Here is a 26,213-nt window from a genome sequence, read left to right on the forward strand (position 1 = left end):
AACAGCAACTGCGGACTGAAGACTGCGGACTGAAGACTGAAGACTGAATCAAGCCATCAACAACGAGTTTTTGCACAAGTCTTTAGTAAACCAAAACGCAAACGAGAGTCAGCTGCGGTCTTGGTTCACGCTTTAACCTCATGGTAGTCTGAAGCAGACTTGTCTTTATGTTTCCAGCGTTTGTGCGTCCATAGATAATACTGTGGTGCGCTTTTGATCTGTGCTTCCGTCAAGCGGAAAAACATATCGGTGATTTCATAATTCTCAAAGTCCTTCGCATTTTCGGTAATGGTCTCAAAAGAGGTTTCGTAATAGCCACGTTTCAGCCGTTTCACACTAAAAAACACCACTGCAAGATCCAAGCGTTTTGCCAACATTTCAGCACCCGTATGCATTGGGACCTTGTAGCCCATGAACTCTCCCCAATGTAGTGCCTTATTGGGTTTTGCAGATTGATCAGACACAAAACCGCAGATAAAGGGCGTACCCTTGACCTTAGCCCGCATTAAGATGGGAATGGTCTCTTTGGTAGTGATCAAATGGCTGTTGTATTTGGCGCGAATGCGTTTGATAAGCTTATCAAAATGCGAATTGACCAAACGCTTGTAAACCGCATAGCCTTTATTGTCGATATAATGCTGAAGAATGAAAATCCACTCCCAGCTTCCGTAGTGGGCACACATCAAAGCCACGCTGCGATTCCGTTGTTCGAGATCTTGTAGCAGTTCCACATTGCTAAAACGAAAACGCTTTTTCATTTCCGCTTTAGAAATGGTTAAGGATTTTATGGCCTCGACCATCATATCGCAGAAGTGATGGTAGAATTGCTTGGTAATGGTTTTGATTTCTGCGGCGCTTTTTTCAGGAAATACAAGCTGGAGATTTTCCTTCACGGTTTTGCTGCGGTATCCAAAAATACGGTAAATGAAGAGGTATAGAAAGTCTGAAAATGCATATAATAACCTAAACGGAAGCATGGAAACCAACCATAAAAGGGGATACACGATTATGTAGACAACAAATTGCATTGCGGGTAATAAGTATTAGATTTGTAGCCGCAAATATATGTATAATAAAAGGTTTTATTTATGGGCAATCTCAGTATCGTTTTAATCGTAATCATTGCAGCCAACGCACTAATTTCTTATAAGGGTTTCAACGATTATGGTTTTTTTGAGAAATACAAATTCAATGTGGGTCGCATTAGGGCCGGCGAGCAATTTAGGATGTTCAGTTCTGGGTTTTTGCATGCCGATACCACGCATTTGCTGTTTAACATGCTGACCTTATTCTTTTTTGCCGATCGCGTGATCTTTTTTGTGGGCAGTGTCAATTTCTTGGTTATTTATGTGGCCAGTTTGCTTTTGGGCAGCGTGTTGTCTTTTTATTTTCATAAAGAGGAATCACAGTATTCTGCAGTTGGTGCCAGTGGTGCCGTAACCGGCATCTTGTATGCTGCTATTCTGCTTGATCCTAGAATGAGCCTTTACATGTTTTTTATCCCCATTCCAATTCCTGCTTATGTCTTTGGGATTGGGTATTTGTTGTACTCAATTTATGGCATGAAAAATAGGGTGGGCAATATTGGTCACGATGCGCATTTTGGAGGTGCGATTGGTGGCTTCGTCATTACACTCATTATGGTGCCATCGCTTTTCCAAACCGATTTATTGATGGTGGGATTACTGTCTGTACCAATTATTATTTTGTTTGTGATGCATAAAACGGGCAAATTATAAGCATCCTTTAGGAATTGAATTGGCTTGAATGCTTGTTGTTTTCTTGAAAGATCAGTTTTTGGTAGAGGGCTTAGGACTTGCGATTTAGGATTTAAGACTTAGGACTTAAGACGTAGGACGTAGGACGTAGGACGTACGACTTAGTACGTAAGACTTAAGACCTACACTAAAATGCCTAGGATTGACAATTATTGAGACAGTCTTTGATCAGCTCAAGCGGCACTAACACAAATTGTGTATCCACTTTTAATTCTAATAATTATATGTTTCGTCAGACCCTCTGGATTTTTATTGGTCTCAAATAGAGTTGAAACTATGCACTTTAAGGCATTCCGCTTTAGCTTCTAAAAATGTTTTGCCACGAATTTCACGAACCGGCCTGTCCGCTAGGCAAGTTTTCACGAAACCGTTTCTTATCTAAAAGCGTTCACAATGAGATACGATTCATTTCACGAATTCAACAGCCTTTCAGTCTGTTTCAAAAAACCTATAGACTTGAATTCCATAGTGGTTGAGTTGCCCCACCAGCCGCGATTGAAGCAAAAATTGGCTACTACAAACATGATTTTAAATAAGCCATCGTTAAGGGTCGGAGGAAAAGGATTTTTGGCAATACGTCTAACGTTATCAACTAGTTGTGATTGATTGCCTTGGCAATGAAAAAACGAATTTATAAAAGGCAAAAGGTATGACAAAAGTCATCTTCTTGTAGACTAATATAAGTCATATTTGTGGCTTATGTAATTTACAAAAAAACTTAAAAGTTGACGTCATCTCAATCACTACATAGCTTTCATATCCCGGTAATGGGATTGGCTTATACCATCGACAGTCCAATTCGTGTGGCGCACTATGGCATTTCGTCGGTTATCTCTATCATAGACGATGAGCTTATAGAAAAAATGAATGCTTTTTACAGCAAAAAGTTTAACCTCCCTCATCAAGAAATAGCTAAAAAAGCCCAAGATCATCGTGCCGAGCGCATTACTTCGTATTTGAATCTTGTGGACAGCATTGTTAAAGATAAATTCTCGAGATTCAAAATTGAATTGTCTGAAAGCAAGTCAGCCTTAGAGCAATTCATGGGCACTTTACCCAATAGCTCCGATTTCAAAGCAGGCCTTTCCAATTTATTGGACGAAGGCACTGCGCTGAAAGCACAGCTTAAATCCTATTTGGAAACGCATTTAAAAGCGGGTGATATTGATGTCAACATCATGACCAAAGTGGATAAGGATAATTTCATCAAAGGAGAACAATTGCCTGTGGAATTTAATGATGCACATGCTTCGCTTCGCGGATTTGCCAATAGTAATTTAAATTCTTCCGTGGTACTTTCCGCAGGAATGAATCCCAGACTGTACAGTTATTTCGAACAGTTTAAGGACTTCTTTCCAGATGCAGCAGGGCAGTTGAAAAAGCGAATCATTTTGAAGGTCAGCGATTACCGTTCCGCAACCATTCAGGGAAAATTCTTGGCAAAAAAAGGACTTTGGGTTTCAGAATATAGAATTGAATCGGGTTTAAACTGTGGCGGGCACGCCTTTGCTACGGAAGGCTTTTTATTGGGTCCCATTTTAGAGGAGTTCAAAACTAAAAAAGCAGCATTAATTCAAGACACGCACGAGGTTTATGTGAAAGGCTTAAGTTTGAAGGAAATGGCCGTTCCCGAGCAAGCACTCGATTTGAAAATCACGGTTCAAGGTGGTGTTGGTACAGCAGCAGAGCATGCGTTCTTGCTCAACAACTACCAAGTGGATTCCGTTGGTTGGGGAACCCCGTTTTTATTGGTGCCAGAAGCGACCTCTGTAGATCGGAAAACTAGGGAATTACTCATGAACGCCAAAGAAAACGATTTGTATCTAAGTGGTATTTCGCCTTTGGGAGTGCCCTTTAATGCTATAAAAGGGACAACAAACGAGTTCTTTAAACAAAAGCGCATTGACGACGCTAAGCCAGGGAGCTCTTGCCCTAAGAAATTTTTAGCCTTGAGTAAGGAATTTGGGCCAGAAGGGATTTGTACCGCTTCAAAAAAATACCAAGATGTCAAATTGGAGGCCTTAGAAGCCAAAAAATCGGAAATATCCTCAGACCTCTATAACAATGCCAAAGCTAAAATAACCGAAAAAGCCTGCCTTTGCGTAGGCTTGGCAAACGCTTCCTACTTAGAAAACGATATAAAAATAAAAGGGCAGGAACAAGGCGTTGTCATTTGTCCGGGACCCAATTTGGCGTATTTTGATAAGGAAGTGTCGCTGTCTCAAATGATGCAACACATCAATGGGAATGCTTCGGTACTGGCCAGTGTGAATAGGCCAAATATGTTTGTGAAGGAATTGAAAATGTACGTGGATTATTTGCGAAATGACATCCGAAGCATTTCAGAAGACCTTTCAGCCAAACAAATTAAAAAATGGAAGGCTTTCAAAAACAATCTGTTTGATGGCATCGCCTATTACCAAGCGCTGTTTGTGACGTCTTTGGCTGCTGAAGAAAAAGCGATTCAAAATGAGCTTCAGTTTTATAAAGATGAATTGATTGCGGTGCGTATCCCAGAATTGGAACCGGTGCTTTAGTTCTATGAGCAAGGGCGTCTGTTTTTTTAGCGATATTTTATGCCTAAAGGCATAATTCCGTAGCAATTTTCGATCAAACTTTGATTCCTTCGGAATATGCAATTCAGCATAATTCTCTAGGGGTCTAATTATTGTGAAATTTTGTTAGCCCTATTCTTGAACCTTGAACCCTGAACTTTGAACTTTGAATCTTGAACCTTGAACCTTAAACCTTGAACTTTAAACCTTGAACTCAATCCAGCAGTTCTGCGATTTTTCGTTCAAGACTTGCGCCTCTTAGGTTTTTAGCGATGATTTTTCCGTTGGCATCCAAGATAAAAGTGGCAGGGATGCTTTGAATCGCATAGGCCTTGGCCACAGGATCGTTGAAGTAGTTGAGATTAGAGACCTGGTGCCATGTAAGCTTATCGTCTTTTATGGCTTTGATCCAAGCCGCTTTTGGGTCTTGTTGCCGTCTATTGCCATCCAAGGACACGCCAACAATTTCCAAGCCCTTATCATGGTATTTGTCATACACCTTCACAACATTGGGATTCTCGCGTCTGCAAGGGCCGCACCATGCTGCCCAAAAGTCGACGATGGTGACTTTTCCGAGATTATCATAAAGTTTAAAAGAAGTCCCTTCTGGCGTTGGAGCGGTAAAGTTGGGTGCCTGTTGCCCAATTTCCGTAGCCATTAAAGGGGCTATTGCAGCTTTGGTCGCCGCAATGCGCCTGTTTACTTCTTGTCCGAAATCAGAGGCCGTGATATCCTTCCCCAATGCAGCATAGCTTTGTTCCAATTTGTTCACTTCCATTTTGCGTTTCCAGAGCATTTCATTGATTAGGATCAAAGAATAATAGTTATCGGTATTTGCTTTGATAAACTCGTAAGGATAGGCATCCTTGCGCGCCTTGATCTGTGCCAATTTTTGAGATACGACATCAGGATCGGCATCATTACTAGTGGATTGCTTATTGAGCTGTTGCGCCAAAGTATTGTACTCATCGTCAATGGCAGAGATGGTTTGGTTATAGGTTTTCAAGGCATCATTCGCATTGCTGCTTGAGATGTTGGAGTTGCCAACATCATTGGAGTCTATGGTAAGCCGCACTTCCTCAGGGATTAGAATTAAAGGCAAAGTCCCTTTGATGCTGTTCACGGTAAGCTCCACATATTGCGGACCCTTGAGTGAACCCTCAAACGTAAAACGCTCGTTCAATACTATGGCAGTGTCGATAGAACGTTGGCGGCCTTTTTGATCCAAAACATGCAAATAGACACGAATGCCATTGTAAACACCTGGCGTTTCGCCAACAACGCGATAGCCTTCAATAGGTGTTTTCAATTCGGTGTTGCAAGAACATACCATTGCGCCTAAGCTTAGGAAGAAGAATAGCTTTTTCATCATTTCAAATTTCGTGACTACAAATATACTAAGTTCTATAAGACATTAGCTTTTTCCTTTAACTCATAACGAGTTGCATGGGTTCCTCTTTTCAAACTCGCCAAAATTCAACTACTTTTGCTGAAACCTTCAACATGACCCATCACGATACCATCATTGCCTTGGCAACTCCTTCAGGAAACGGTGCCATTGCTATTTTGAGACTTTCAGGAGCAGATGCGATAGCGATTGCCGATTCGGTATTTCGATCGGTAAAAACAGGAAAGTCGCTGCAAAACCAAAAAACGCATAGCCTTCATCTGGGTCATATCGTTGAAGATAAACGCGTGATTGATGAAGTCTTGGTGAGTTTATTCAAAAACCCCAATTCCTACACCGGAGAAGATGTGGTGGAGATTTCTTGCCACGGAAGTACATATATTCAGCAAGAAATTTTACAGTTATGTCTGCGGAAGGGTTGCCGTATGGCCACAGCAGGCGAGTTCACATTGAGGGCATTCCTCAACGGAAAATTGGATCTTTCCCAAGCCGAAGCCGTTGCCGATTTGATTGCGAGCGACAACGAAGCGTCACATCAAATGGCGATGCAGCAGATGCGTGGCGGATTCTCTTCAGAAATCGCCAAACTTCGCGAAGAGCTGCTCAATTTTGCCTCATTGATAGAATTGGAACTGGATTTTGCTGAAGAAGACGTGGAGTTTGCAGACCGGAGTCAGTTTAAGGCACTCATTGAGCGGATCGGTTTTGTGCTCAAACGGCTTATCGATTCCTTCGCCGTGGGCAATGTGATCAAAAACGGAATTCCCGTTGCGATTGTGGGCGAGCCCAATGTGGGGAAATCGACGCTGCTCAATGCCTTACTGAATGAAGACCGCGCCATAGTTTCTGAAATTGCCGGCACCACACGGGATACCATTGAAGATGAGATTTCAATTGGTGGGATTGGGTTTCGGTTTATCGATACAGCCGGCATCCGTGAGACCAAGGATGTGGTAGAAAGCATCGGTATTAAAAAAACCTTCGAAAAGATAGACCAGGCTCAGGTGGTACTGTTTTTGGTTAGCGGCACGCAATTGGTTTCAGAAGTAGAAAAAATGGAATCTTTTATCGTGGAAGTTGAAAAGGTGCGGAATAAGTTTCCGCAGAAACAATTGATCGTCATACTCAATAAGATCGATGAGATTGGCGCGCAAGATTTAGAGGCTTTAGTGGCCGCATTAAAAACCCATGCGTCCCAGCTCATTCCCATTTCAGCAAAAACCGGGGCAGGCGTGGAGGAACTAACCGATGCGCTACTAAATCTCATCAATACCGGGGCACTGCGCAACAACGAGACCATTGTGACCAATTCCCGGCATTACGATGCGCTGCTGAAAGCTTTTGCGGAAATTCAAATGGTTAAGGAGGGCTTGGAAACCGATATTTCCGGAGATCTTTTGGCGATTGATATCCGCCAGGCGCTGTACCATTTTGGCGAGATCACCGGCGAGATCACCAATGATGATTTGCTGGGCAATATTTTTGCTAATTTTTGCATCGGCAAATAGAATTGGTTTCCGATGCCTGTAGGATGGCTTCTTTTATTTGACTATTAGTCGGTTAGATTGATAAACAGCTGATTCCTATTTCTTTTATAAATACTTTTTGTACCACAAGTGTACTTGATTTTTAAGAGATGTAATACAAACGGCCCACATTTTGAAAATAGCACTGAAAGAACGCAAATCATCCAGTGGGAAAACGGGCATCAAACACCGTTCACATAGATCTTATTGAATTCATGTTTCATTTCGGTGTTTCCGAGCATAACTATTTCTGCACCGTGTGGAAGTATTGTATTTGCCGCTAATACCGTTACGACTTCAGAATTTTCTTTTATGGCGATGACAGATAATCCAGTTTTAGCGCCTATCCCAGATTCTGCAAGCGACTTACCTTCCAATGATTTTGGGATCGGGATAATAAACAAGGTAAAGCCCTCACCAAGAACGGTTAGGTCTTGACCTTTGGAAATGGATAAAACGGCTTCAGAACCTAAGGTGGAGTAGCTCAATACAAAATTAGCCCCTGCTTTTTGCATAATTTCAACATTTCGTGCTTCAGAGATACGGCTCACTATCCTTAAGTCCTTGTTCAGTTGACGACAATAGGAGGCGAGATAAATATTCGTGGTATCGTCATGGGTAGAAAGTAATACCGAAGGCGCTTCTAGAATTCCTGCCTTTTTTAGCAGTTTATAATCTGAGGCGTCACCAGAGAATACCTGATTGCAAAAAGGACTTACATTTTTGCATACCTCAGGATCCATGTCAACGACATTCACTAAAACACCATTTTTATGTAAAGATTCTGCCGCCGCCAATCCTACCTTGCCCGCTCCAATGAGCAGTACAGGGTTAGGGTTTACATCGTAATCATTGAAAATCTCATCAATGTTATTGAGCTGTTCTTTATTTCCTATGATTACCAGAACGCTATAGTGTGTTAGTATTTCATCACCTTTTATAGGTTGCAATTTTCCTCGCTCCCAAATGCCCACAATGCTGACCCCAAATTTTTGTCTCAAGCCTGTATCGCGGATGCGTTTAGAAACCAGCGGTGTATTGTGGATGGGCAATTCAGCGATTAATAGGTCTTCATATTGTCCTATGGCATGAGATTCTGCATGCTGTGTGTTTACCCTACTGGCCAATTGTTCGCCAAGCCATTTTTTTACGGGCAAGACATGGTCAGCGCCGCTGAGTTGCTGTACGTCTACAGATTCAATATTAGTGGCAATGGCAACTATGGGTGTTGTAGGGGCAATTTCCCTTATGGTAAGTATGATTTTAGTATTGAAAAAGTCATCCCTATTGACCAAAATCAGTTTCGCATCCTTAATATTGGCAAGTAAGAAGGTGTCCTTGTTATCCAAAGCGCCAATGAGCACAGGAATGTTTTCATCATGATTTTTAAGCGCTTTTTCTAGATCGTCTTCGATGATAAAATAGGGGGTGTTTTCCTGTTCCAATCGCTCTGTAAGATCCCTCGCTATAACATCATAAGAACATATTAAAATGTGATTTTTTGTTCCGGCAGGAACTTCGCGAGGCACCTTGTTTTTGTTTTTGGACTCTAAAAGAGGGACATAAAAGTGTCTGATAAAGGCAAAGGGCAAAACGATCATTAACATAAATATGCCAGAAAGCAACACGATTATACTGAAAAGGCGACCAAGATCGGATGCAAATGTAATATCCCCGAACCCAAGCGTGCTCATAACCGTAAGTGTCCAATAAAAGCCTGTGACCCATGAATGATCTTGGCCTTCAAGCCCCATAATGAAATGGAAAAGAATAGAATAAATGATGATGACAGCTGCTAAAAGGGCCAAATATTTAAGTAGCACCTTGTAGTTTCTCTTAAAGTCTGTGTCTTTCAAATAATAAGCTAACTGACTACCGACAAATTTCATAATCTGTATTTTTAATTAGGGTTTGCAAATTGGTCATTTTAGCTTCTCAATCTATACAATTAGTTCCTGTTTTTTGTATGACGAAGCAGATTTCAAATATAGTATTCTAAAGGCTTAAGAATGTCATGTTTCCAAAAAAGAAAGCTGGCAATTGATTGTTCTATTGTGGTTCTTTAAACTGAAACAAGTGAATAAGACTTTTATTTTTTTTTAAATATCTGAATGCAAATGTATTAGCCAATTCATAATAGCTTCTTATGTTCGGTTTGGTTAGACTATTTTAAGGAAAAACGCAGATTCAGAAAGCCTCTTAAAATGATTAATAGTTTCCGAATCTGGTTTTTACAAACTAATACCTGTCTAAAATATTCAATTATGGCAAAGAATTAAGTCGGTTTTTGGTTTTCAGAATATTGTGCTGAGATTGATGATTTTGAAACCGTAAATAATAAAATCATCGTAAGAGAAACATTGGTGTAAGATAAAGAACCAAGACCCTGCCTGCAGGCAGGCGCTGCGCTGCCAGAACATAGAATCAAGACTTGATTGTAACTAATTGATAAACAGTAATCAATTGAAACGAAATGCCTGGCACTATGAAACCGAAATCACTGGCACAAATCGAACCGAATTATCCATTCATACATTCAAAGACCTAATCATCTATACATCATTTTCAACCAGACACTAATGTAAGAGAAATTAAGCGTTTGATAATAGATTAAGGCTCTGGTTCACAGTGGCTATTATGGTTGAAATGACCGATTTTTGGAGTTTTGGCTCCTTTTAGTCCCGATATCTATCGGGAGGGGCAAGAACAAAATGCCGAAAATCCAATTATTCTTTCCATGACCCTAAAGGGAATAATCGGATGTTCTAGGTTTGAGCCAACTTGAAAGATTTGTAATTTCAATTTTATTAATAATAGCAACGCTAGATTAAACTAGAGCTAGATTAAGTTAACAATGAACACGAGTAATCTTTATCACTAATTCAAAGACAAGGGTGATTTTTTAGTATATCTAGCCTCGTTACTATAACGAGCGTAAACATTACTCGTGTTCAAAATGCCGAAATTCTATAATTAATTATTTAAATGGCTTTGGAAGCAGCTGGATTTCTGATTTCTGGAAAAGTTGGTAAGGAAAAATTACATCTCAATCATCGGCTGATGGCTGTTTTGGAGGGGGCTTGAATGTTGAGTTATCACGCTTAACTACATACTTTTCTCTGAAGAAGTACAAGTAATGAATATCTTAAACGAGATAATTGCCTTTAAGCGATAGTATTCACGAATATTAAATTTCACAACTTTAAAGCTCTAAATTAATTTAGAAAACGCGGATTGTAATCCCCAAAAAACAGAATATTTGGGGATTACAATCCCTAAATATGATTAATAGAGCCTTAGAGGAGCAGATTTTAACCGTTTTCGCAAAGGTAAAGCCATGCTTTTAATTGGTCCTCGACAAGTTTTAGCAAATTACTAGAGGGTAAGGAGCACCTGTTTCTAAATGGAGATGATCCTACGCTTAGAAAATTACTTACTAACCCAAACATAGAACAACTTAAAAACATCATTGGAAATTATAAGCTTGTATTTATTGACGAAGCACAACGCATTGAAAATAGTGGCTTGACTTTAAAACTAATTACCGACCAACTAAAGTCCGTTCAATTATTGGTTAGTGGCTCGTCTGCTTTTGAACTCAATAACCAAACACAAGAACCGCTGACAGGGCGAAAATGGGAATATCAATTATATCCTATTTCATGGAGAGCGTTCGAAAATAATGTTGGCTATCTTAAAGCGCAACAGCAATTAGAACTTCGCATTATTTACGGCATGTACCCCGATGTTATCAATAATTTTGGGGATGAAAAAGAGGTTCTTAAACAGTTAACAGACAGTTATCTCTACAAAGACATCCTGAGTTATGGTGGTATTCGTAAACCTGAAATCTTAGAAAAATTATTAAGAGCTTTGGCGTTTCAAATTGGAAGTGAAGTAAGCTATAACGAACTGGCGCAACTTTTAGTTATCGATAAGAAAACGGTGTCTAACTATATCGATTTGCTTTGTCAAGCTTATGTTGTTTTCAAATTGCCAAGTTTTAGTAAAAATTTACGCAACGAAATTAAAACCAATCAAAAGATTTATTTCTATGACACAGGAGTGAGAAACATGATTATTGGCGACTTAAATCCTTTAGAAGTACGCCAAGACAAAGGCCATCTTTGGGAGAATTTTTTAATCGTAGAACGATTAAAGCATAACGCTTACACTGGCTCATTAGCCAAAGGCTATTTCTGGAGAACTGTGCAACAGCAAGAAATTGACTATGTTGAGGAAGTTGCAGGAGCAGTTACAGGATTTGAAATAAAATGGAATCCAAAAAGTAAAGTTAAAATTCCAAAAACTTTCTTGGAAACTTATAATACAGATGTGAAAGTGATTGATAACGAGAATTTCAGGGAGTTTTTGAGCAGTAACCAATACTAAGAATTCATGAACAAAAAAGAACCGCTAACTAAACTCAAACACGTTAAAGGCTTGGGCAAGGACGAAAAAGCCTACCTTACCAACCTGATTAACACCAAAAAGAAATACGGACTCGTATTGGAACACAAAGCAGAAGGCGTGGAAGAAGATTTGCGCCACAAATTGCCCATTTTAAAGGAAGTCAAAGAACACGCAATGATGAACGATATCGAGCGAAAAAAAAATCCCAATTACATTCTCATTGAAGTTGACAATTATCACATATTAACTTCCTTAAGCTTTACACATTATAATTCCATGGATGTTATTTATCTCGATCTGCCTTATAATGCAGGAGCTAAAGAGATGCCTAACTAGTATTCCATATTTTAAAACAAAAGAAAATTTACAATTAATGAATACAACTTCCCACAATAAATTAGTATCCTTCATTTGGTCTATAGCCGACGATTGCCTTCGTGATGTTTACGTACGCGGAAAGTATCGCGATGTCATATTACCCATGGTGGTGCTTCGTCGTTTGGATGCTTTATTAGAGCCTACCAAAGAAGCCGTGTTGCAAGAGCTTGCTTTCCAACGTGATGAAGCCAAATTTACCGAATGGGACGAAAACGGACTTCGTGATGCTTCTGGCTATGTGTTTTATAATACGAGTAAATGGACTTTGCAATTGCTTCACGACACCGCCACCAACAGCCAACAGATTTTACTGGCCAATTTTGAAGATTATCTCAATGGGTTTAGTGACAACGTAAAAGAGATCATCGATAAGTTTAAGCTGCGAAGCCAAGTGCGGCATATGGCAGCTAAAGATGTCTTGCTGGATGTTCTGGAGAAATTCACGTCTTCTCATATTAACTTGACGCCTTTTGAAAAGGAAGATCCTGAAGGGAGAAAATTGCCTGCGCTTACCAATCTTGGGATGGGTTACGTTTTTGAAGAACTGATTAGAAAATTTAATGAAGAAAACAACGAAGAAGCAGGGGAGCATTTTACACCCCGTGAGGTCATTGACTTGATGACCCATATTATCTTCGATCCTATAAAAGACACCTTGCCGCCTGTAATGACCATTTACGATCCGGCCTGTGGGAGTGGGGGAATGCTGACTGAAGCACAAAACTTTATTAAGGACGAGGAAGGCGTGATCAAAGCTTTGGGTGATGTCTATCTCTTCGGAAAGGAAATCAACGACGAAACCTATGCCATCTGCAAAAGTGATATGATGATTAAGGGCAACGACCCTGAAAATATTCGTGTGGGTTCCACCTTGTCAACCGACGAATTTGCGGGAACTAGCTTCGATTTTATGCTGTCCAATCCGCCTTATGGGAAATCTTGGAGCAGTGAACAGAAATATATTAAGGATGGCAAAGACGTTATCGACCCTCGATTTAAAATTGTGCTATCCGATTATTGGGGCGTAGAAGAAGAAGTTGATGCCACCCCACGCTCGTCCGATGGGCAATTGCTGTTCTTGATGGAAATGGTAAGCAAGATGAAATCGTTATCGCAAAGTGCCAGCGGGAGCAGGATCGCTTCCGTACACAATGGCAGCAGTTTGTTTACGGGTGATGCCGGCGGTGGAGAAAGTAATATCCGTCGCTACATCATAGAAAATGATTGGTTGGAAGCCATCGTGCAAATGCCCAACAACCTGTTCTATAATACAGGCATCACTACTTATATCTGGATTTTAAGCAATAATAAAGCGACCCAGCGAAAAGGAAAGGTGCAGTTGATTGACGCAGGACAGTTATTCAGAAAATTGAGAAAGAATTTAGGAAATAAAAACTGTGAGTTTGCGCCTGAACATATCAACGAAATTCTAAAAGTGTACACTGAAATGCAAGCCGTGGAAAGCGAAGGCGAAAATCAAATTGCGGCCCAAGTTTTTGACAATGAAGATTTCGGATATTATAAAGTGACCATCGAACGCCCAAAACGCCTAAAAGCACAATTTACGGAAGAACGCATAGAAAGCTTGCGCTATGATCGCATCTTGCAAGAACCGATGCAGTATGCGTATGAAACTTTTGGTGATAGTGTTTATAAAGATATAAGTCTGCATGCCAAAGCGATTTTGGACTGGTGCGAGCAAAACGATCTCAACCTTTCCGCAGCCAATAAAAAGAAATTGACCAAAAAAGAGACTTGGAAAAAGCACCAACACTTACTGAGCCTAGCTAAGAAATTGGAAGTTCATTTTGGGGATAAAGTGTTTTCTGATTACAACGCCTTTGAAAATGAAGTCAGCCAAACCATCAAATCTGAAAAGCTGGATGCTTCGGCGGCTGACAAAAAAGCCATTTTAAATGCCGTAAGTTGGTACGATGCCGATGCTGAAAAAGTCATCAAGAAGAAAGAAAAGCTTTCCGGCGATAAACTGCAAAAACTGTTACAACACTTGGGATGCCAAGAAACGGATTTGGCAGACTTTGGATTTTTTCCAATGGGTCACACTGAGCGCAGTCGAAGTGCTAAAGGAGAACCTGCCAGCCGGGGCTGGTACCTCACTTACGAAACTGAAAGCGACCTGCGCGATACCGAGAATGTGCCTTTAAAGGAAAGCATTCACGACTACTTTTTAAAAGAAGTCAAGCCTCACGTGGCTGAAGCTTGGATCAATTTGGACACTACCAAAATTGGCTACGAAATCAGTTTCAATAAATATTTTTATAAACACACGCCTTTACGACCTATTGAAGCAGTGACCAAAGATATTTTGGAGTTGGAGCAGCAGAGTGATGGCTTGATTGCGGAAATATTAAATTTGGTGTAAATGGATTCAGAAATTATTTTTTATCAAGCTGAGGACGGCCAAACAAAAATACAAACACGTTTAGAAAACGAAACCGTGTGGTTGACTCAAGAACAAATGAGTGTTCTTTTTCAGCGCGAACGCAGCGTGATCACCAAACATATTGGCAATGTATTTAAGGAGGGTGAACTGGAAGAGAAAAGCAATGTGCAAAATTTGCACATTAGTGGTTCAGACCGTCCTGTTAAATATTACAACTTAGAGGTCATCATTTCCGTAGGCTATCGGGTTAAAAGTCTTCAGGGCACTAAGTTTCGAATTTGGGCAACTGCTAGGTTACGGGAGTATATTGTAAAGGGTTTTACAATGAATGACGAACTGCTTAAAGAAGCCGGAGGCGGTAATTATTTTGAGGAGCTATTGGCGCGAATCCGTGATATACGGTCTTCTGAAAAGGTGTTTTGGCGTAAAGTGCTTGATGTCTATGCCACGAGTATCGATTACGATGCAAATGCCGGAACCTCACAGCTGTTTTTCAAAACCATCCAAAATAAAATGCATTGGGCGGCACACGGCCAAACAGCGGCAGAAGTGATCTATAACCGAATTGATGCTGCAAAGCCTTTTTTAGGACTGACTACTTTTAAAGGCGAACAGCCTACCAAGCAAGAAGTGGGAATTGCTAAAAACTACTTAAACGAAGAGGAACTGAACATATTAAACCGAATGGTTACGGCTTATTTAGAAATTGCCGAATTACAAGCGCTGAACCGTAAGCCCATGTATATGAAGGATTGGATAGGCCGTTTAGATGATTTTCTAAAAATGACCAGGAATGATATTTTAGATAACGCTGGTACCATTAGCCACAAACAAGCCTTAGAAAAAGCAGAGCACAGTTATCAAGCATACAAAGACACGCTTAAAAATGAGCTGTCTAAAGTAGAACAGGATTTTATAAAACAATTGGACAACACCCATAAACAACTTAAAAAGAAAAACTGATATGGAAGCAGTTGTAGAACGCACAAAACGTTACGAAAACTATAAAAATTCTGGCGTAGAATGGTTAGGGGAGATTCCGGAGCATTGGGAAGTGAGAAGGATTAAATATCTCTTTAATGAAATAAACGAACGAAGTGAAAATGGAAGTGAAGATTTGCTCTCAGTTTCTCAATATACAGGAGTCACAAATAAAACTGATAAGGTTGAAGATGGCGGCATGCTTACTAATGCTTTGACTTTGGAGGGTTATAAAAAAGTACAAAAGGGAGATTTGGTAAGTAATATAATGCTTGCTTGGAACGGAAGTCTCGGCTTTTCACCCTTTGACGGGATTACAAGTCCCGCATATTCGATTTATAGATTGTATGATGGGAATGTTAAACGTTATTTTCATTATTTATTAAGAACTGAATTATATAAAGCTGAATATAAAAGGAATTCTTCTGGTGTTATTGAAAGTAGGTTGCGGTTATATACGGATGACTTTTTCAACATATTATCTATTCTTCCACCTCTCGAAGAACAAACCGCCATCGCCGAATTTCTAGACGATAAAACCACCAAAATAGACCAGGCGATTGCCATTAAACAGCAACAAATAACCCTGCTTAAAGAACGTAAACAAATCCTTATCCACAAAGCCGTAACCCGTGGCTTGGATGATACTGTCGCCTTAAAAGATTCTGGTGTGGAGTGGATTGGGGAGATTCCGGAGGGTTGGGAGGCTAAGGCGCTTAAATATTTCTGTTTTATTACTAAGCTTACGGGATTTGAATATACAAATGTCTGGAAAACAGACTCTGAAGGACAAATAATCGCTCTAAGAGGATTTAATATTCAATCGGGAGAATTGGATCTTTCTGAAACAGAGGCAATTTCAGAAAAATTATCTAATAGTCTTCAGAGAACTAAATTGTACAAAAATGACATTGTTTATCCCTGTACAGGTACCATAGGCAATGCAGCCTTGATAAAAGAAGATAATAAATTTCATATTAATCAAAACATAGCTAGGATTTGCCTTCAATCAAAAGAGATGTTTCCAGAATATTTTCTCAAATCGTTATTGTCATATGCTACAAAATCTCAAATAGATTTTAATAATTCTTCACAAATGCAACCAGTTATTTTAATAGGAAGTCTTCGGAATATTAAAATTTCCTTCCCACCACTTTTAGAGCAAAAAAAGATCTCAGATTACATCGAAACCGCTTCCCAAAAATTTGAAACCGCCATTTGTTTAAAACAGCAGGAGATTTCGACCTTGAAGGAGTATAAGGGGAGTTTGATAAATAGTGTGGTAACGGGGAAGGTGAAGGTGTGTTAAGATGAAATATACAGGAGGAGACATAAACAGGTTAGGAGAACGTTTGCGTGAATGCAAAGACAAGCACATTTCAGATAAAGATTTAGATATTTTACAAGCTCATAGGCTTTCCTTTACAGAGCCTTTGTTTAAGATTTTTAAAGAACTCAGTCAGCATAAAACTCGGGTGGAAAGATCAGCTATTACGGCTTTTAGATTAAAGAGAATATCAACTATAATCAATAAAACCATAAGAGAACCTAAAATGCAATTGAACCGTATGTGGGATGTTGCTGGTATTCGGATAATATTTGGAAGTGAGGTAGCAGCTAGAAAGATGCTCGAAATAATATTAGACAATTATGAAGTAAGAGGGGAAATTAGAGATCGCTTTAATAATCCTAAAAAAATAGGCTATCGAGCTATTCATGTTTACATTACCGACCCAGTGAGTGGAAAAGTTATCGAAGTGCAGCTTAGAACACATGAAACTCATAATTGGGCAACCTTAGTAGAGATTACAGATGTATTGTATGAAACTAGATTAAAAGAGGAAGGATATAATAGCAATCAAGAATGGGGACGTTTTCATCAATTAGTATCTAGTAGTAAACAATTGGAACAGGACGACGCGAATTTCCTTTACAAAACGTTAGATAAATATGATTTTATTTCGCGATTAGCGGAAACCTTCAGGAAAAACTCTAGTGTTGTTAAAAAACAATGGCAAAATGTCGGTCCTAGAGATAAATATTTTTTGATAGAGCTTTCGTCTGATAGTGTTCCTAAACTTTCTAGTTATAATGATTATGAAAAGGCAGAAGCAGATTATTTTGAAGCTTATAAAAAGGATGAAGGCGCTCTTGTGGTATTGACATCAATACATAAACCTTCTTTTGAACAAATAAGTATTGCTTACGCGAACTATATTTTGTCTTATCATAAGTTCATTCAAGATGTTCAAGAAATATTGAAAGAATTGGCTATTGAAAAGTTAGAAGACAAGAATTTTAACGAGTTTAGAAAAATATTTAGACTATATGAAAATATTCAAGCGAACAATATAATAAATATATTAATTGAACGTGACGATGTTATTGTACGTGTTGAAGGTAAGTCAATACATTTAGAAAGTAATTCTAAAATTAGTACTAAAAAACGAAAAGAAATTAGAAAACAAATTAATGTTGGTATTCAGGATTTAAGAAAAAAACATCTTTTGTTTATAAAGGAAGTTAATAACGTTATTGATGCAGGACCATCATGGGCGTGGAGAACCAAATCGTTTCTAAAAAAGCATGAAAAGCGAGTGAGTAAAAAATTAAAATCAATCGACCTTAAGTTTGAATAAATATGACTCTATTTTGAGATAAAAAACGAATATAATCATGCATAGTCAAACCAACGAACAAGCCTTAGAATCCACCATAGAAAAAAAACTAACAGGAACAACACTTGAAACTCTAAAAGCCGAAGAGCTTAGCGTGGATAGAGTCAATGAATCTGCTGTGCTTTACCCTGCCGGAAATGGCTATTTTATTGGGCAGAACAGTTTAATTGATTACACAGTCTTTATTTCCGGGGTAGCGCAACCAAAATTGCCTAGGGGTAATTTAAGTGCAGTTAAAGCTCTAGCAGCATCACAGAATGATTTAAATGAGATTTCTAGGTATATAGAAACTACTTCTCAAAAATTCAGCCCAGCCATTGGTTTAAAACAGGAGATTGAGAAGTTGAAAGAGTATAAGGGGAGTTTGATAAATGGAGTGGTAACGGGGAAGGTTAGGGTATGTCAATTATAAAAATTTTAAAAAATGTCTATAAAAAAGCAAGTTGAAAAGATTATTACTAAACGTTGGGAAGAATTAAGAAACCCGAAAAATTTAATAGGATTAAACAACATTGAAAAACAAACTAATCAAGGTTATAATGGTCGGCAATTATTGGAGTTATTTCAAAACTGCGAAGACGAGGGAGCTTCAAAAGTTAAAATTTATCTTGATACAGAAAAACGTCTTTTAGAAATAAGCAACGATGGCGATAAGCCATTTTCTATAAAGGGGTATGATTCTATTTTTTATCCTGGCTTATCTTCAAAAGTATCCTCTGGCTATATCGGTAATAAAGGATTAGGTTTTCGTTCGATTATTAATTGGGCTGATAAAATCAGTATCATTAGTAATGATTTTAAAGTGGTTTTTGACGAGACATTAAAAAAAGATATTATATTAAATAAAATCGGGTACACTGAATCTGAACTATCACAAATTAGAAGGGAGAGAAAATTGAATGCAGATGTCTATCCATTACCTCTTTTGAATTGTTGTAGGATAGAAGATGTAATTGATAATTCAGATTTCACTACCACTATTTCTATTAGATATAAATCGGAATATGAATATAGAATTAAAGAGCAATTAGAATCTATAAGTGAAAAAACACTTTTGTTCTTGCAAAACATCAACACTATTGAAATTGACGGAAATGTTCTAAATAAGACGATATCAATAACACGTAAAAAAATCTCTGAGAATAATTCGGAGATCAGTCATAACGGTCAAATATATTATGTAATAAGTGATGATGGTATCGTAGATGAGAACTTAATAGAAGACAAAGAGTCAAGCCAACCAAAGCGTTACAGTGTGAAAATTGCTTACAGCAATGATCTGAGTTTTAAAGATAAAGTTTTATATAATTATTTTAAAACCCAAATCCCTTTTGAACTTCCTTTTGTAGCGCACGCAAGTTTAGAATTAGACCAAAATAGAAATCATAGTACAAAGTCTGAAGTAAATCCATTTATACTTGACAAACTTTTTAAGCTACATTTAAAATTTATTGAAATCTTAAAAAGTAAACATTTTAAATCTTGGTTGCCGTACCAAACCATCAATAATGATAAGTTTTCTGTTTACGAGCCATATTCTAATGTCATTGATAATTATTGGGAAAATTTTGAAGTCTATCCTATTTTGTCTGGAAATTATGTTAATTCTTCCATTGCGAAAAACTTAGGGAATCGCATAGCAGAGTTTATTCAGAAAAATAATTTAGAAACTTATTTTGGAGAACAACTTGTTTATTGTGCTTTGCCAATAGAACCACAGCAATATGTAAGCAAACCAGGAAATTATAAAGCAATAATTGAAAGCTTTGCAATACACTTAAATGTAGCTCAGAGAGCAGAATTAGTGAGTTTACTGTTAGAGATTTATCCCAATGAAAAGTTTTGTGTTTTAATAGATGAGAAGGATAATCTTATCAAAACCGTAGATTATGTTTATACTGATAAAACAACAGAAAATAAGGATTTAAAAGTACCCTATTATTCCAAAATCAGATTTTTGAATCCAGAATTATATATAGAATTATTAGATAAACTTCAACTACAGTCTGAAACCCATAAATCTAGGGGTTTAAAAGATAAATTAGAAAAAATATCAGATGTTCATTCTTTTGAACCTCAAACGGTCATTAAAAAAATCATAAGTGAAACAACAGAGTATCTCAAAGAGAATGAAAATGATAAGAACAAAATAATTAGGGAGTTCTATCAAAAACTATTTTATAATTATAAGTTAAGAGCCGAAAACCCATTCTTAGATTATGAGACTGAAATTCCGTGTCTAAATCAAAATGACGAATTATTACATATCAAAAGTCTTGCACTGTCAGATGAATTTGAAATAGGAAAGCTATCTAATCAGGTTTTTGGCGATTTATATGGGAATGAATACACAATTACAAGTCTGGAAAGTTTAGGTTTAGAAAATGAGAATTTAATTCAGGTAGAAGAATTCTTAGAGTGGTTAGGGGTAAATCCTTTCTCAATTGTAGAAATGGTTAGAGCCAAAATTGAAACTGAATTTATTAATTATTCCAATCATATCCATAATACAGCAATTTCTAGCTATAGCTTGTATAATATAAGGTTATTTAATAAGATTACTAATAATGGAGATATTACTATTAATCATATTATTGCTTGGCTTTCATTGGATGAGAAAATTAAAAGCATTTTTAAAAATTATACAGAGTTCTATTCCTCTGAAGAGAAATTAAATTATAGTCATTATGGTATAAAAGCTATAAGACCTTTTAAAAACTTCCTTTACTTCAAACTTTCGAAACAATACGATATTCAAGATTATTTAATTACCACTAAAAAACAAGAATGGTTTAATCCTTTTACAATTGATTATGAATACTTGTTCAATATTAATAAGGATTTAGACAAAGAAAAAGTAGATGGAATCCTTTCTTTCTTTGGAGCAAAAAAGGATTTTAATGATTTAGATATTAATTATCTCAAAATCAAAACACAAGAATTAGCAGTAAGGAATAATGATAAAGGTTCGCAGGTTTTCTATAAAAATTTAGTAGGTCATTACAAGAAAAATGGGCAATCAATGCTAGGAGTTGATCTTTATGCTAAAGAAGGTAAAGATATAGTGGTTAAAAATTCAAGTCAGATTTACTTCAGTGATAGAATACAGTTACCGGAAACGCTGACAAATAAATTTCCGCTGCTATATTATCCTTCACGATCTGGGGGAGCCCGAGCAATTAAAATGTTTGGTTTAATGAATTTAAATAATCTTGATTTAAAAATAGAAACGGAGGAGAGAAACCTTACAATTTCTGATGACTTTGAAATAATGTTTAAAGAAATAAAACCATTCATATTAGCATTTAGACTTGATAAAATATCAAAGGAGGATGTGAAAAATGACCAAGTTCTACTTTTAAATAAACTCAAAATCATTTGTTGTCAAGAATTAACCTGTAGGCTTGAGGATGAGATTTTTGCAATAGAGCCTTATAATTATGCATATAGCAAAAATCAGTTTTACATAAATATTCCAATTGGATCATCAATGTCTCAATTAAAACTAAATAAGCAGTTTAGAGACAATTTATCAGATATTTTCCTAAAAGTTTTTGATACGCTTGATGAAAAGAAAACTTTTGAATCTATCATAATGCAATCTAAAGAGGATAATATGTACGATGTCAAAAATGAACTCGCAGAGGGAATTTTAGAAGAAGCTAATATTTTATTAGGGGAACTTAGTGTCAGGTTATCTATATGGAAAACAATTTTTAGAATCAAGGGGCTCCACGTGAGTTCTGAATTAAATGAAAATAATATTGATAATTGTATTTTTGAAAATTTCCCAGAATTAGCTGAACAAAAATTATTTCAGTCGGATGATAATTTGGAGGAGCTTTTTCGGATTCGAAGAGTGTTTACTCTTTTAAGAATTGATCTTAAGGATTACAATGATGTTTCAGACTACAAAATAACATTTGAAAAGCTATTTTCAAATGAAATACATCGATTTTATGATGAAAGAAAAAAGAATATCAAAAATCAATTATGGTTTTATCTTTCTTCTAAAGAAAAAGATGAACAGAGCAACTTTATTAAATACTTACATATAATTGAGCATCTGTTAGACACTTTTCATTTTACACAAAACGAAAATAAATATAATCTAGAATTAACATTAGCTAATTTATTAAAAGAGAAAGTTCCTATCATGAAATTTAATTTAGAAAGTGAAGCATATCCAGAATATGACTCCATTGAAAGTGAAAATATAAAACATTTTTCTGACGATGAAATTCTAGATATAAGGAGAAGTAAGACATTCAATAGTTTGAGCTATTTCAAAGGACATATAGATTATATTAAAGCTCAATTAAATAAAAAAGAACAACAACAAAAAGAAGAAGGTCATCCTGTTGATTTTGATCTAGATATAGATCAACCTTCTGAATTAATTGAAGAATTTGAAGTTGTTATCAATCCTAATGGGGGTTGGAAGCAAGAAGGCAATGGTCTTTGGCTAGGTAATAAAACTGAATTGTCTTCTAATCAAAAGAAAACATTAGGTAATACTGTTGAAGAAATTGTAAAGAAGTATTTAACAGAAAGGCCATTACTGTATAATAAAGTTGAGCTTATCGCTAAAACTAATGAAAGCGAACATTACGATATAAAATATTACGATGTAACACAGAAACAAATGAGGTATGTAGAGAGCAAGTATTATAATGGTTCTTCATTTATTCTTTCAAGAGATGAAATGGAATACGGTTTGAAAAATGCTAAACAGTATGAAATTTGGCTTGTGAATAAGGATTCCAAAATATTTGTTATTAATGACATTAATAAGCTAGGTCAGTTACAGCCATTAAAATATAGAGTCGAAATTAAGTTACAAGAATATGCAATCCAAGACTAACGAACAAGCCTTAGAAGCCACCATAGAAAAGCAATTGACTGGAACAACCCTTGAAGCCATCAAAGCCGAAGGCCTTACTATTGATGGCGTCAATGAATCTGGCGAAATGTATCCTGCTGGCAATGGTTATTTTATTGGGCAAGCGCAAAACTTTAATACCCAATTTGCCATAGACGAAGCCTTCTTTTGGCAGTTTCTGGAAACCACGCAAAAAGTAGAGTTGGAGAAAATTAAAAGACAAAGCGACTGGAAATTAAAAATCCTAAACCGTTTTGACCGCATGGTCAAAAAATATGGTATTCTGCATCTGCTCAAAAAAGGTTTGGGAGTTGATGATGCGCATTTTACCTTGTTTTATGTGTTGCCTTTGGCAAGCAGCAGTAAAGCCGTAAAAGAACGATTTGAACAAAACAGCTTTAGCGTCACGCGACAGTTGCGCTACTCAGCCGATAATCCGCGAGAGGAAATTGATATGGTGCTCTTTGTGAATGGGCTTCCGCTGGTAACTATGGAATTGAAAAACCATTGGACAGGACAAAATGCCAAGGTACACGGGCAGCAGCAATACAAAACCCAACGCGATACCAATCAGCCCCTTTTGCAATTTGCCAGAAGCATCGTGCATTTTGCAGTAGATACCGATGAGGCTTACATGACCACCAAGTTGAATGGGAGGGATACGTTCTTTCTTCCGTTTAATAAGGGTAATAATCACGGGAAGGGGAATCCGCCAAATCCTTTTGGTCATAAAACAGCTTATTTGTGGGAAGAGGTATTTACCCGAAAAAGCTTGGCTAATATCATCCAACATTTTGTGCGTATGGATGGCAGTAAAAAAGAGGCGCTCAATTCACGTACCTTGTTTTTTCCACGTTACCATCAAATGAATGTGGTTCGGGATATTTTGGGTCACGCCAGTAAAAATGGGGTAGGACAAACCTATCTTATTCAGCATTCCGCAGGGTCTGGGAAATCCAACTCCATTACTTGGGCTGCCTATCAGTTGATAGAAACCTATCCAGAACAGGAAAACACGCCGGGAAGCAAAGGTATTGATCAGCCTTTGTTTGATTCGGTGATTGTGGTAACCGATCGTCGTTTGTTGGACAAGCAGTTACGCGAAAATATCAAGGAATTTTCCGAAGTGAAAAATATTGTTTCCCCAGCCTATTCTTCCAAAGAATTACGGGAGAGTTTAGAGCAGGGGAAAAAGATCATCATTACCACCATTCAGAAGTTCCCTTTTATCATTGATGGGATGGCCGATTTGAGCGACAAACGTTTTGCGGTCATCATCGATGAGGCGCACAGTAGCCAAAGTGGCACGGCACACGACAAAATGAACCAGGCCATGGGACAGCAAGCTGATCCCGATGAGGTGGATGTGCAGGACAAAATCATTTTGGCCATGCAGGCTAGAAAAATGCGCGGCAATGCGTCTTATATGGCGTTTACGGCAACTCCAAAAGCCATAACTTTGGAGAAATTTGGGATGGCAGAGGAAGACGGTAGTTTTAAGCCCTTCCATTTGTATTCGATGAAGCAGGCCATAGAAGAAGGTTTTATCTTGGATGTGCTTGCCAATTACACCACGCTGAAAAGTTATTATGAGATTGAGAAGTCCATTGAAGATAATCCGCTGTTTGATACGGCAAAAGCGCAAAAGAAATTGCGTGCTTTTGTTGAGCAGCACCAACAAACCATTCATACCAAAGCCGAGATTGTCCTCGATCATTTCATTCCGCATATTGTCAATCAAAAACGATTGAAGGGCAAAGCGAAAGCCATGGTGGTGACCCAGAGTATCGAATCGGCCATAAAATATTACAAGGCACTAACAACTATTTTGGAGGCCAAAGGCCATCCTTTTAAGATTATCATCGCTTTTTCGGGCACAAAAACCCTAAATGGCATCGACTACAGCGAAGCCGAAATGAATGGCTTTGGAGACAAGGATACTTCAGATAAGTTTGATGAAGATGAGTACCGGATGTTGATCGTCGCCAATAAATACCTTACTGGATTTGATCAACCCAAACTCTGCGCGATGTATGTGGATAAAAAGTTGCAGGGTGTTATGGCTGTTCAGGCATTATCGCGTTTGAACCGATCGGCCAATAAACTAGGCAAGAAAACCGAGGACCTCTTTATTCTCGATTTCTTTAACTCTACTGAAGATATTAAAACGTCTTTCGATCCGTTTTATACGGCTACCTCTTTAAGCCAAGCTACGGATGTCAATGTGCTTCACGAGCTCAAAGATGTTTTAGATGAAGTAGGCGTTTATGAATGGGAAGAAGTTGAAAACTTCAACGAGCTCTTTTTCCAAAAAGTAGATGCACAATTGCTAAGTCCCATCATCGATACCGCAGCCGAACGTTTCAAAACAGAGTTGGAGCTCGAAGATGAAGAAAAGGCTGATTTTAAAATCAAGGCCAAGCAATTCGTAAAAATATATGGACAAATGGCTTCCATATTACCTTTTGAGGTGGTGCAATGGGAGAAGTTGTTTTGGTTTTTAAAATTTCTAGTTCCCAAACTTCCTATTAGTGATACCAACGTTGATGGGATGGACGAACTGCTGGAGTCGGTGGACTTATCCACCTATGGTTTGGAACGCGTAAAATTGAATCACAGTATTGGTTTAGAAGATTCTGATTCTGAATTGGATCCACAAAACCCATCGCCTCGTGGGGCTTATGGTGGCGAAGAAGAAAGAGATCCGCTGGAATTGATTATCCAATCCTTTAACGAACGCTGGTTCCAAGGTTGGGAAGCCACGCCCGATGATCAGCGTCTTAAATTCATAAGCTTGAGTAAATCCATTCAAGCCCACCCCGATTTTCAAACGAAGGTGGCCGAAAACCACGATGAACAAAACAAAGACCTTGCTTTTAGAAAAATACTCGATGATGTGATGTCCAAACAGCGGAAACAGGAACTGGATCTTTATCGTTTATATGCCAAAGATGAAAGCTTTTACCAGGCGTTTTTTGATACCATGAAGCGGATGGCGAGTGTGGGGAAATAGGAAGAAAATAAAATACGATGGCAAAAGAATTACAAAAATCAAAGATTAAATTAATTGTATATCCGCAAACAGCCCTAAAATGAAATAATTATCGTATATTCACTTGATATTAAAACAGTTGATTATGAATATATTTGATTTTGGAGTTCATTTCACAGACGAAAAGAGCTGTCGTACACATTTTAAAGAGGAACGAG

At 37.8% G+C, this 26,213-nt stretch carries 15 protein-coding genes; 12 read left to right on the forward strand and 3 right to left on the reverse strand.

What is annotated here, in order from left to right; genetic code table 11:
• Positions 1–125: 125 nt before the first annotated feature.
• Complete coding sequence (locus tag ESY88_RS10530) at positions 126–1,028, reverse strand: lysophospholipid acyltransferase family protein (RefSeq protein ID WP_147086729.1); 903 nt, start codon at positions 1,026–1,028, stop codon at positions 126–128.
• 60 nt (positions 1,029–1,088) lie between these two features.
• On the opposite strand from ESY88_RS10530, the gene ESY88_RS10535 reads away from it, so the two are divergent.
• Together ESY88_RS10535 and ESY88_RS10540 are read left to right on the forward strand one after the other, a co-directional pair.
• On the forward strand, positions 1,089–1,739 hold the full coding sequence (locus ESY88_RS10535; protein ID WP_147086730.1) for a rhomboid family intramembrane serine protease: 651 nt from the start codon (positions 1,089–1,091) through the stop codon (positions 1,737–1,739).
• An 806-nt stretch (positions 1,740–2,545) separates the two neighbouring features.
• Complete coding sequence (locus ESY88_RS10540; protein WP_147086743.1) at positions 2,546–4,315, forward strand: hypothetical protein; 1,770 nt, start codon at positions 2,546–2,548, stop codon at positions 4,313–4,315.
• Positions 4,316–4,547: 232 nt separating this feature from the next.
• Here ESY88_RS10540 and ESY88_RS10545 read toward each other — a convergent pair whose 3' ends face one another.
• Entirely contained in the window at positions 4,548–5,702 is a 1,155-nt protein-coding gene (locus ESY88_RS10545; protein WP_189702579.1) for a TlpA disulfide reductase family protein, read from the reverse strand.
• 134 nt (positions 5,703–5,836) lie between these two features.
• Between ESY88_RS10545 and mnmE the strand changes: the two genes are divergently transcribed.
• The gene (gene mnmE, locus ESY88_RS10550) at positions 5,837–7,249 is read left to right on the forward strand and encodes a tRNA uridine-5-carboxymethylaminomethyl(34) synthesis GTPase MnmE (RefSeq protein ID WP_147086744.1); all 1,413 of its coding nucleotides are present in this window, start codon (positions 5,837–5,839) and stop codon (positions 7,247–7,249) included.
• 200 nt (positions 7,250–7,449) lie between these two features.
• Here mnmE and ESY88_RS10555 read toward each other — a convergent pair whose 3' ends face one another.
• A complete protein-coding gene (locus ESY88_RS10555) occupies positions 7,450–9,156 on the reverse strand; it encodes a potassium channel family protein (RefSeq protein ID WP_147086732.1) in 1,707 nt (568 codons plus the stop codon).
• A gap of 1,504 nt (positions 9,157–10,660) precedes the next feature.
• Here ESY88_RS10555 and ESY88_RS10560 point away from each other — a divergent pair.
• The 9 genes from ESY88_RS10560 to ESY88_RS10600 are packed head-to-tail and all read left to right on the forward strand — an operon-like array spanning position 10,661 to position 26,016.
• Entirely contained in the window at positions 10,661–11,659 is a 999-nt protein-coding gene (locus ESY88_RS10560) for an ATP-binding protein (RefSeq protein WP_223270798.1), read from the forward strand.
• A gap of 6 nt (positions 11,660–11,665) precedes the next feature.
• Complete coding sequence (locus ESY88_RS10565) at positions 11,666–12,016, forward strand: hypothetical protein (RefSeq protein WP_147086733.1); 351 nt, start codon at positions 11,666–11,668, stop codon at positions 12,014–12,016.
• Between the two features lie 37 nt (positions 12,017–12,053).
• The gene (locus ESY88_RS10570; RefSeq protein WP_147086734.1) at positions 12,054–14,441 is read left to right on the forward strand and encodes a type I restriction-modification system subunit M; all 2,388 of its coding nucleotides are present in this window, start codon (positions 12,054–12,056) and stop codon (positions 14,439–14,441) included.
• A complete protein-coding gene (gene rhuM, locus ESY88_RS10575; RefSeq protein WP_147086735.1) occupies positions 14,442–15,425 on the forward strand; it encodes a virulence RhuM family protein in 984 nt (327 codons plus the stop codon).
• A 1-nt stretch (position 15,426) separates the two neighbouring features.
• On the forward strand, positions 15,427–16,752 hold the full coding sequence (locus ESY88_RS10580; RefSeq protein WP_147086736.1) for a restriction endonuclease subunit S: 1,326 nt from the start codon (positions 15,427–15,429) through the stop codon (positions 16,750–16,752).
• A 1-nt stretch (position 16,753) separates the two neighbouring features.
• Positions 16,754–18,082 carry a nucleotidyltransferase family protein gene (locus tag ESY88_RS10585; protein WP_147086737.1) on the forward strand — a complete coding sequence of 443 codons (1,329 nt, stop codon included), beginning with the start codon at positions 16,754–16,756 and terminating at the stop codon, positions 18,080–18,082.
• A 37-nt stretch (positions 18,083–18,119) separates the two neighbouring features.
• Complete coding sequence (locus tag ESY88_RS10590) at positions 18,120–18,533, forward strand: restriction endonuclease subunit S (RefSeq protein ID WP_147086738.1); 414 nt, start codon at positions 18,120–18,122, stop codon at positions 18,531–18,533.
• A gap of 12 nt (positions 18,534–18,545) precedes the next feature.
• Entirely contained in the window at positions 18,546–22,985 is a 4,440-nt protein-coding gene (locus ESY88_RS10595; protein WP_147086739.1) for a sacsin N-terminal ATP-binding-like domain-containing protein, read from the forward strand.
• Positions 22,969–26,016: a type I restriction endonuclease subunit R gene (locus ESY88_RS10600; RefSeq protein ID WP_147086740.1), complete on the forward strand. Its 3,048-nt coding sequence runs from the start codon at positions 22,969–22,971 to the stop codon at positions 26,014–26,016. Before ESY88_RS10595 ends, ESY88_RS10600 begins: the two co-directional genes overlap by 17 nt.
• Positions 26,017–26,213 lie beyond the last annotated feature (197 nt).

Source organism: Subsaximicrobium wynnwilliamsii (assembly GCF_007997225.1).
In the GTDB taxonomy this organism is placed as follows: domain Bacteria; phylum Bacteroidota; class Bacteroidia; order Flavobacteriales; family Flavobacteriaceae; genus Psychroserpens; species Psychroserpens wynnwilliamsii.

What these genes read in the sequence shown, in the direction of transcription:
- ESY88_RS10565 (WP_147086733.1), top strand. Translation starts at nt 11,666, where the DNA reads ATGAACAAAAAAGAACCGCTAACTAAACTCAAACACGTTAAAGGCTTG.
- ESY88_RS10595 (WP_147086739.1), top strand. Translation starts at nt 18,546, where the DNA reads ATGTCTATAAAAAAGCAAGTTGAAAAGATTATTACTAAACGTTGGGAA.
- ESY88_RS10545 (WP_189702579.1), bottom strand. Translation starts at nt 5,702, where the DNA reads ATGAAAAAGCTATTCTTCTTCCTAAGCTTAGGCGCAATGGTATGTTCT.
- rhuM (WP_147086735.1), top strand. Translation starts at nt 14,442, where the DNA reads ATGGATTCAGAAATTATTTTTTATCAAGCTGAGGACGGCCAAACAAAA.
- ESY88_RS10540 (WP_147086743.1), top strand. Translation starts at nt 2,546, where the DNA reads ATGGGATTGGCTTATACCATCGACAGTCCAATTCGTGTGGCGCACTAT.
- ESY88_RS10570 (WP_147086734.1), top strand. Translation starts at nt 12,054, where the DNA reads ATGAATACAACTTCCCACAATAAATTAGTATCCTTCATTTGGTCTATA.
- ESY88_RS10585 (WP_147086737.1), top strand. Translation starts at nt 16,754, where the DNA reads ATGAAATATACAGGAGGAGACATAAACAGGTTAGGAGAACGTTTGCGT.
- ESY88_RS10600 (WP_147086740.1), top strand. Translation starts at nt 22,969, where the DNA reads ATGCAATCCAAGACTAACGAACAAGCCTTAGAAGCCACCATAGAAAAG.
- mnmE (WP_147086744.1), top strand. Translation starts at nt 5,837, where the DNA reads ATGACCCATCACGATACCATCATTGCCTTGGCAACTCCTTCAGGAAAC.
- ESY88_RS10590 (WP_147086738.1), top strand. Translation starts at nt 18,120, where the DNA reads ATGCATAGTCAAACCAACGAACAAGCCTTAGAATCCACCATAGAAAAA.
- ESY88_RS10530 (WP_147086729.1), bottom strand. Translation starts at nt 1,028, where the DNA reads ATGCAATTTGTTGTCTACATAATCGTGTATCCCCTTTTATGGTTGGTT.
- ESY88_RS10580 (WP_147086736.1), top strand. Translation starts at nt 15,427, where the DNA reads ATGGAAGCAGTTGTAGAACGCACAAAACGTTACGAAAACTATAAAAAT.
- ESY88_RS10555 (WP_147086732.1), bottom strand. Translation starts at nt 9,156, where the DNA reads ATGAAATTTGTCGGTAGTCAGTTAGCTTATTATTTGAAAGACACAGAC.
- ESY88_RS10535 (WP_147086730.1), top strand. Translation starts at nt 1,089, where the DNA reads ATGGGCAATCTCAGTATCGTTTTAATCGTAATCATTGCAGCCAACGCA.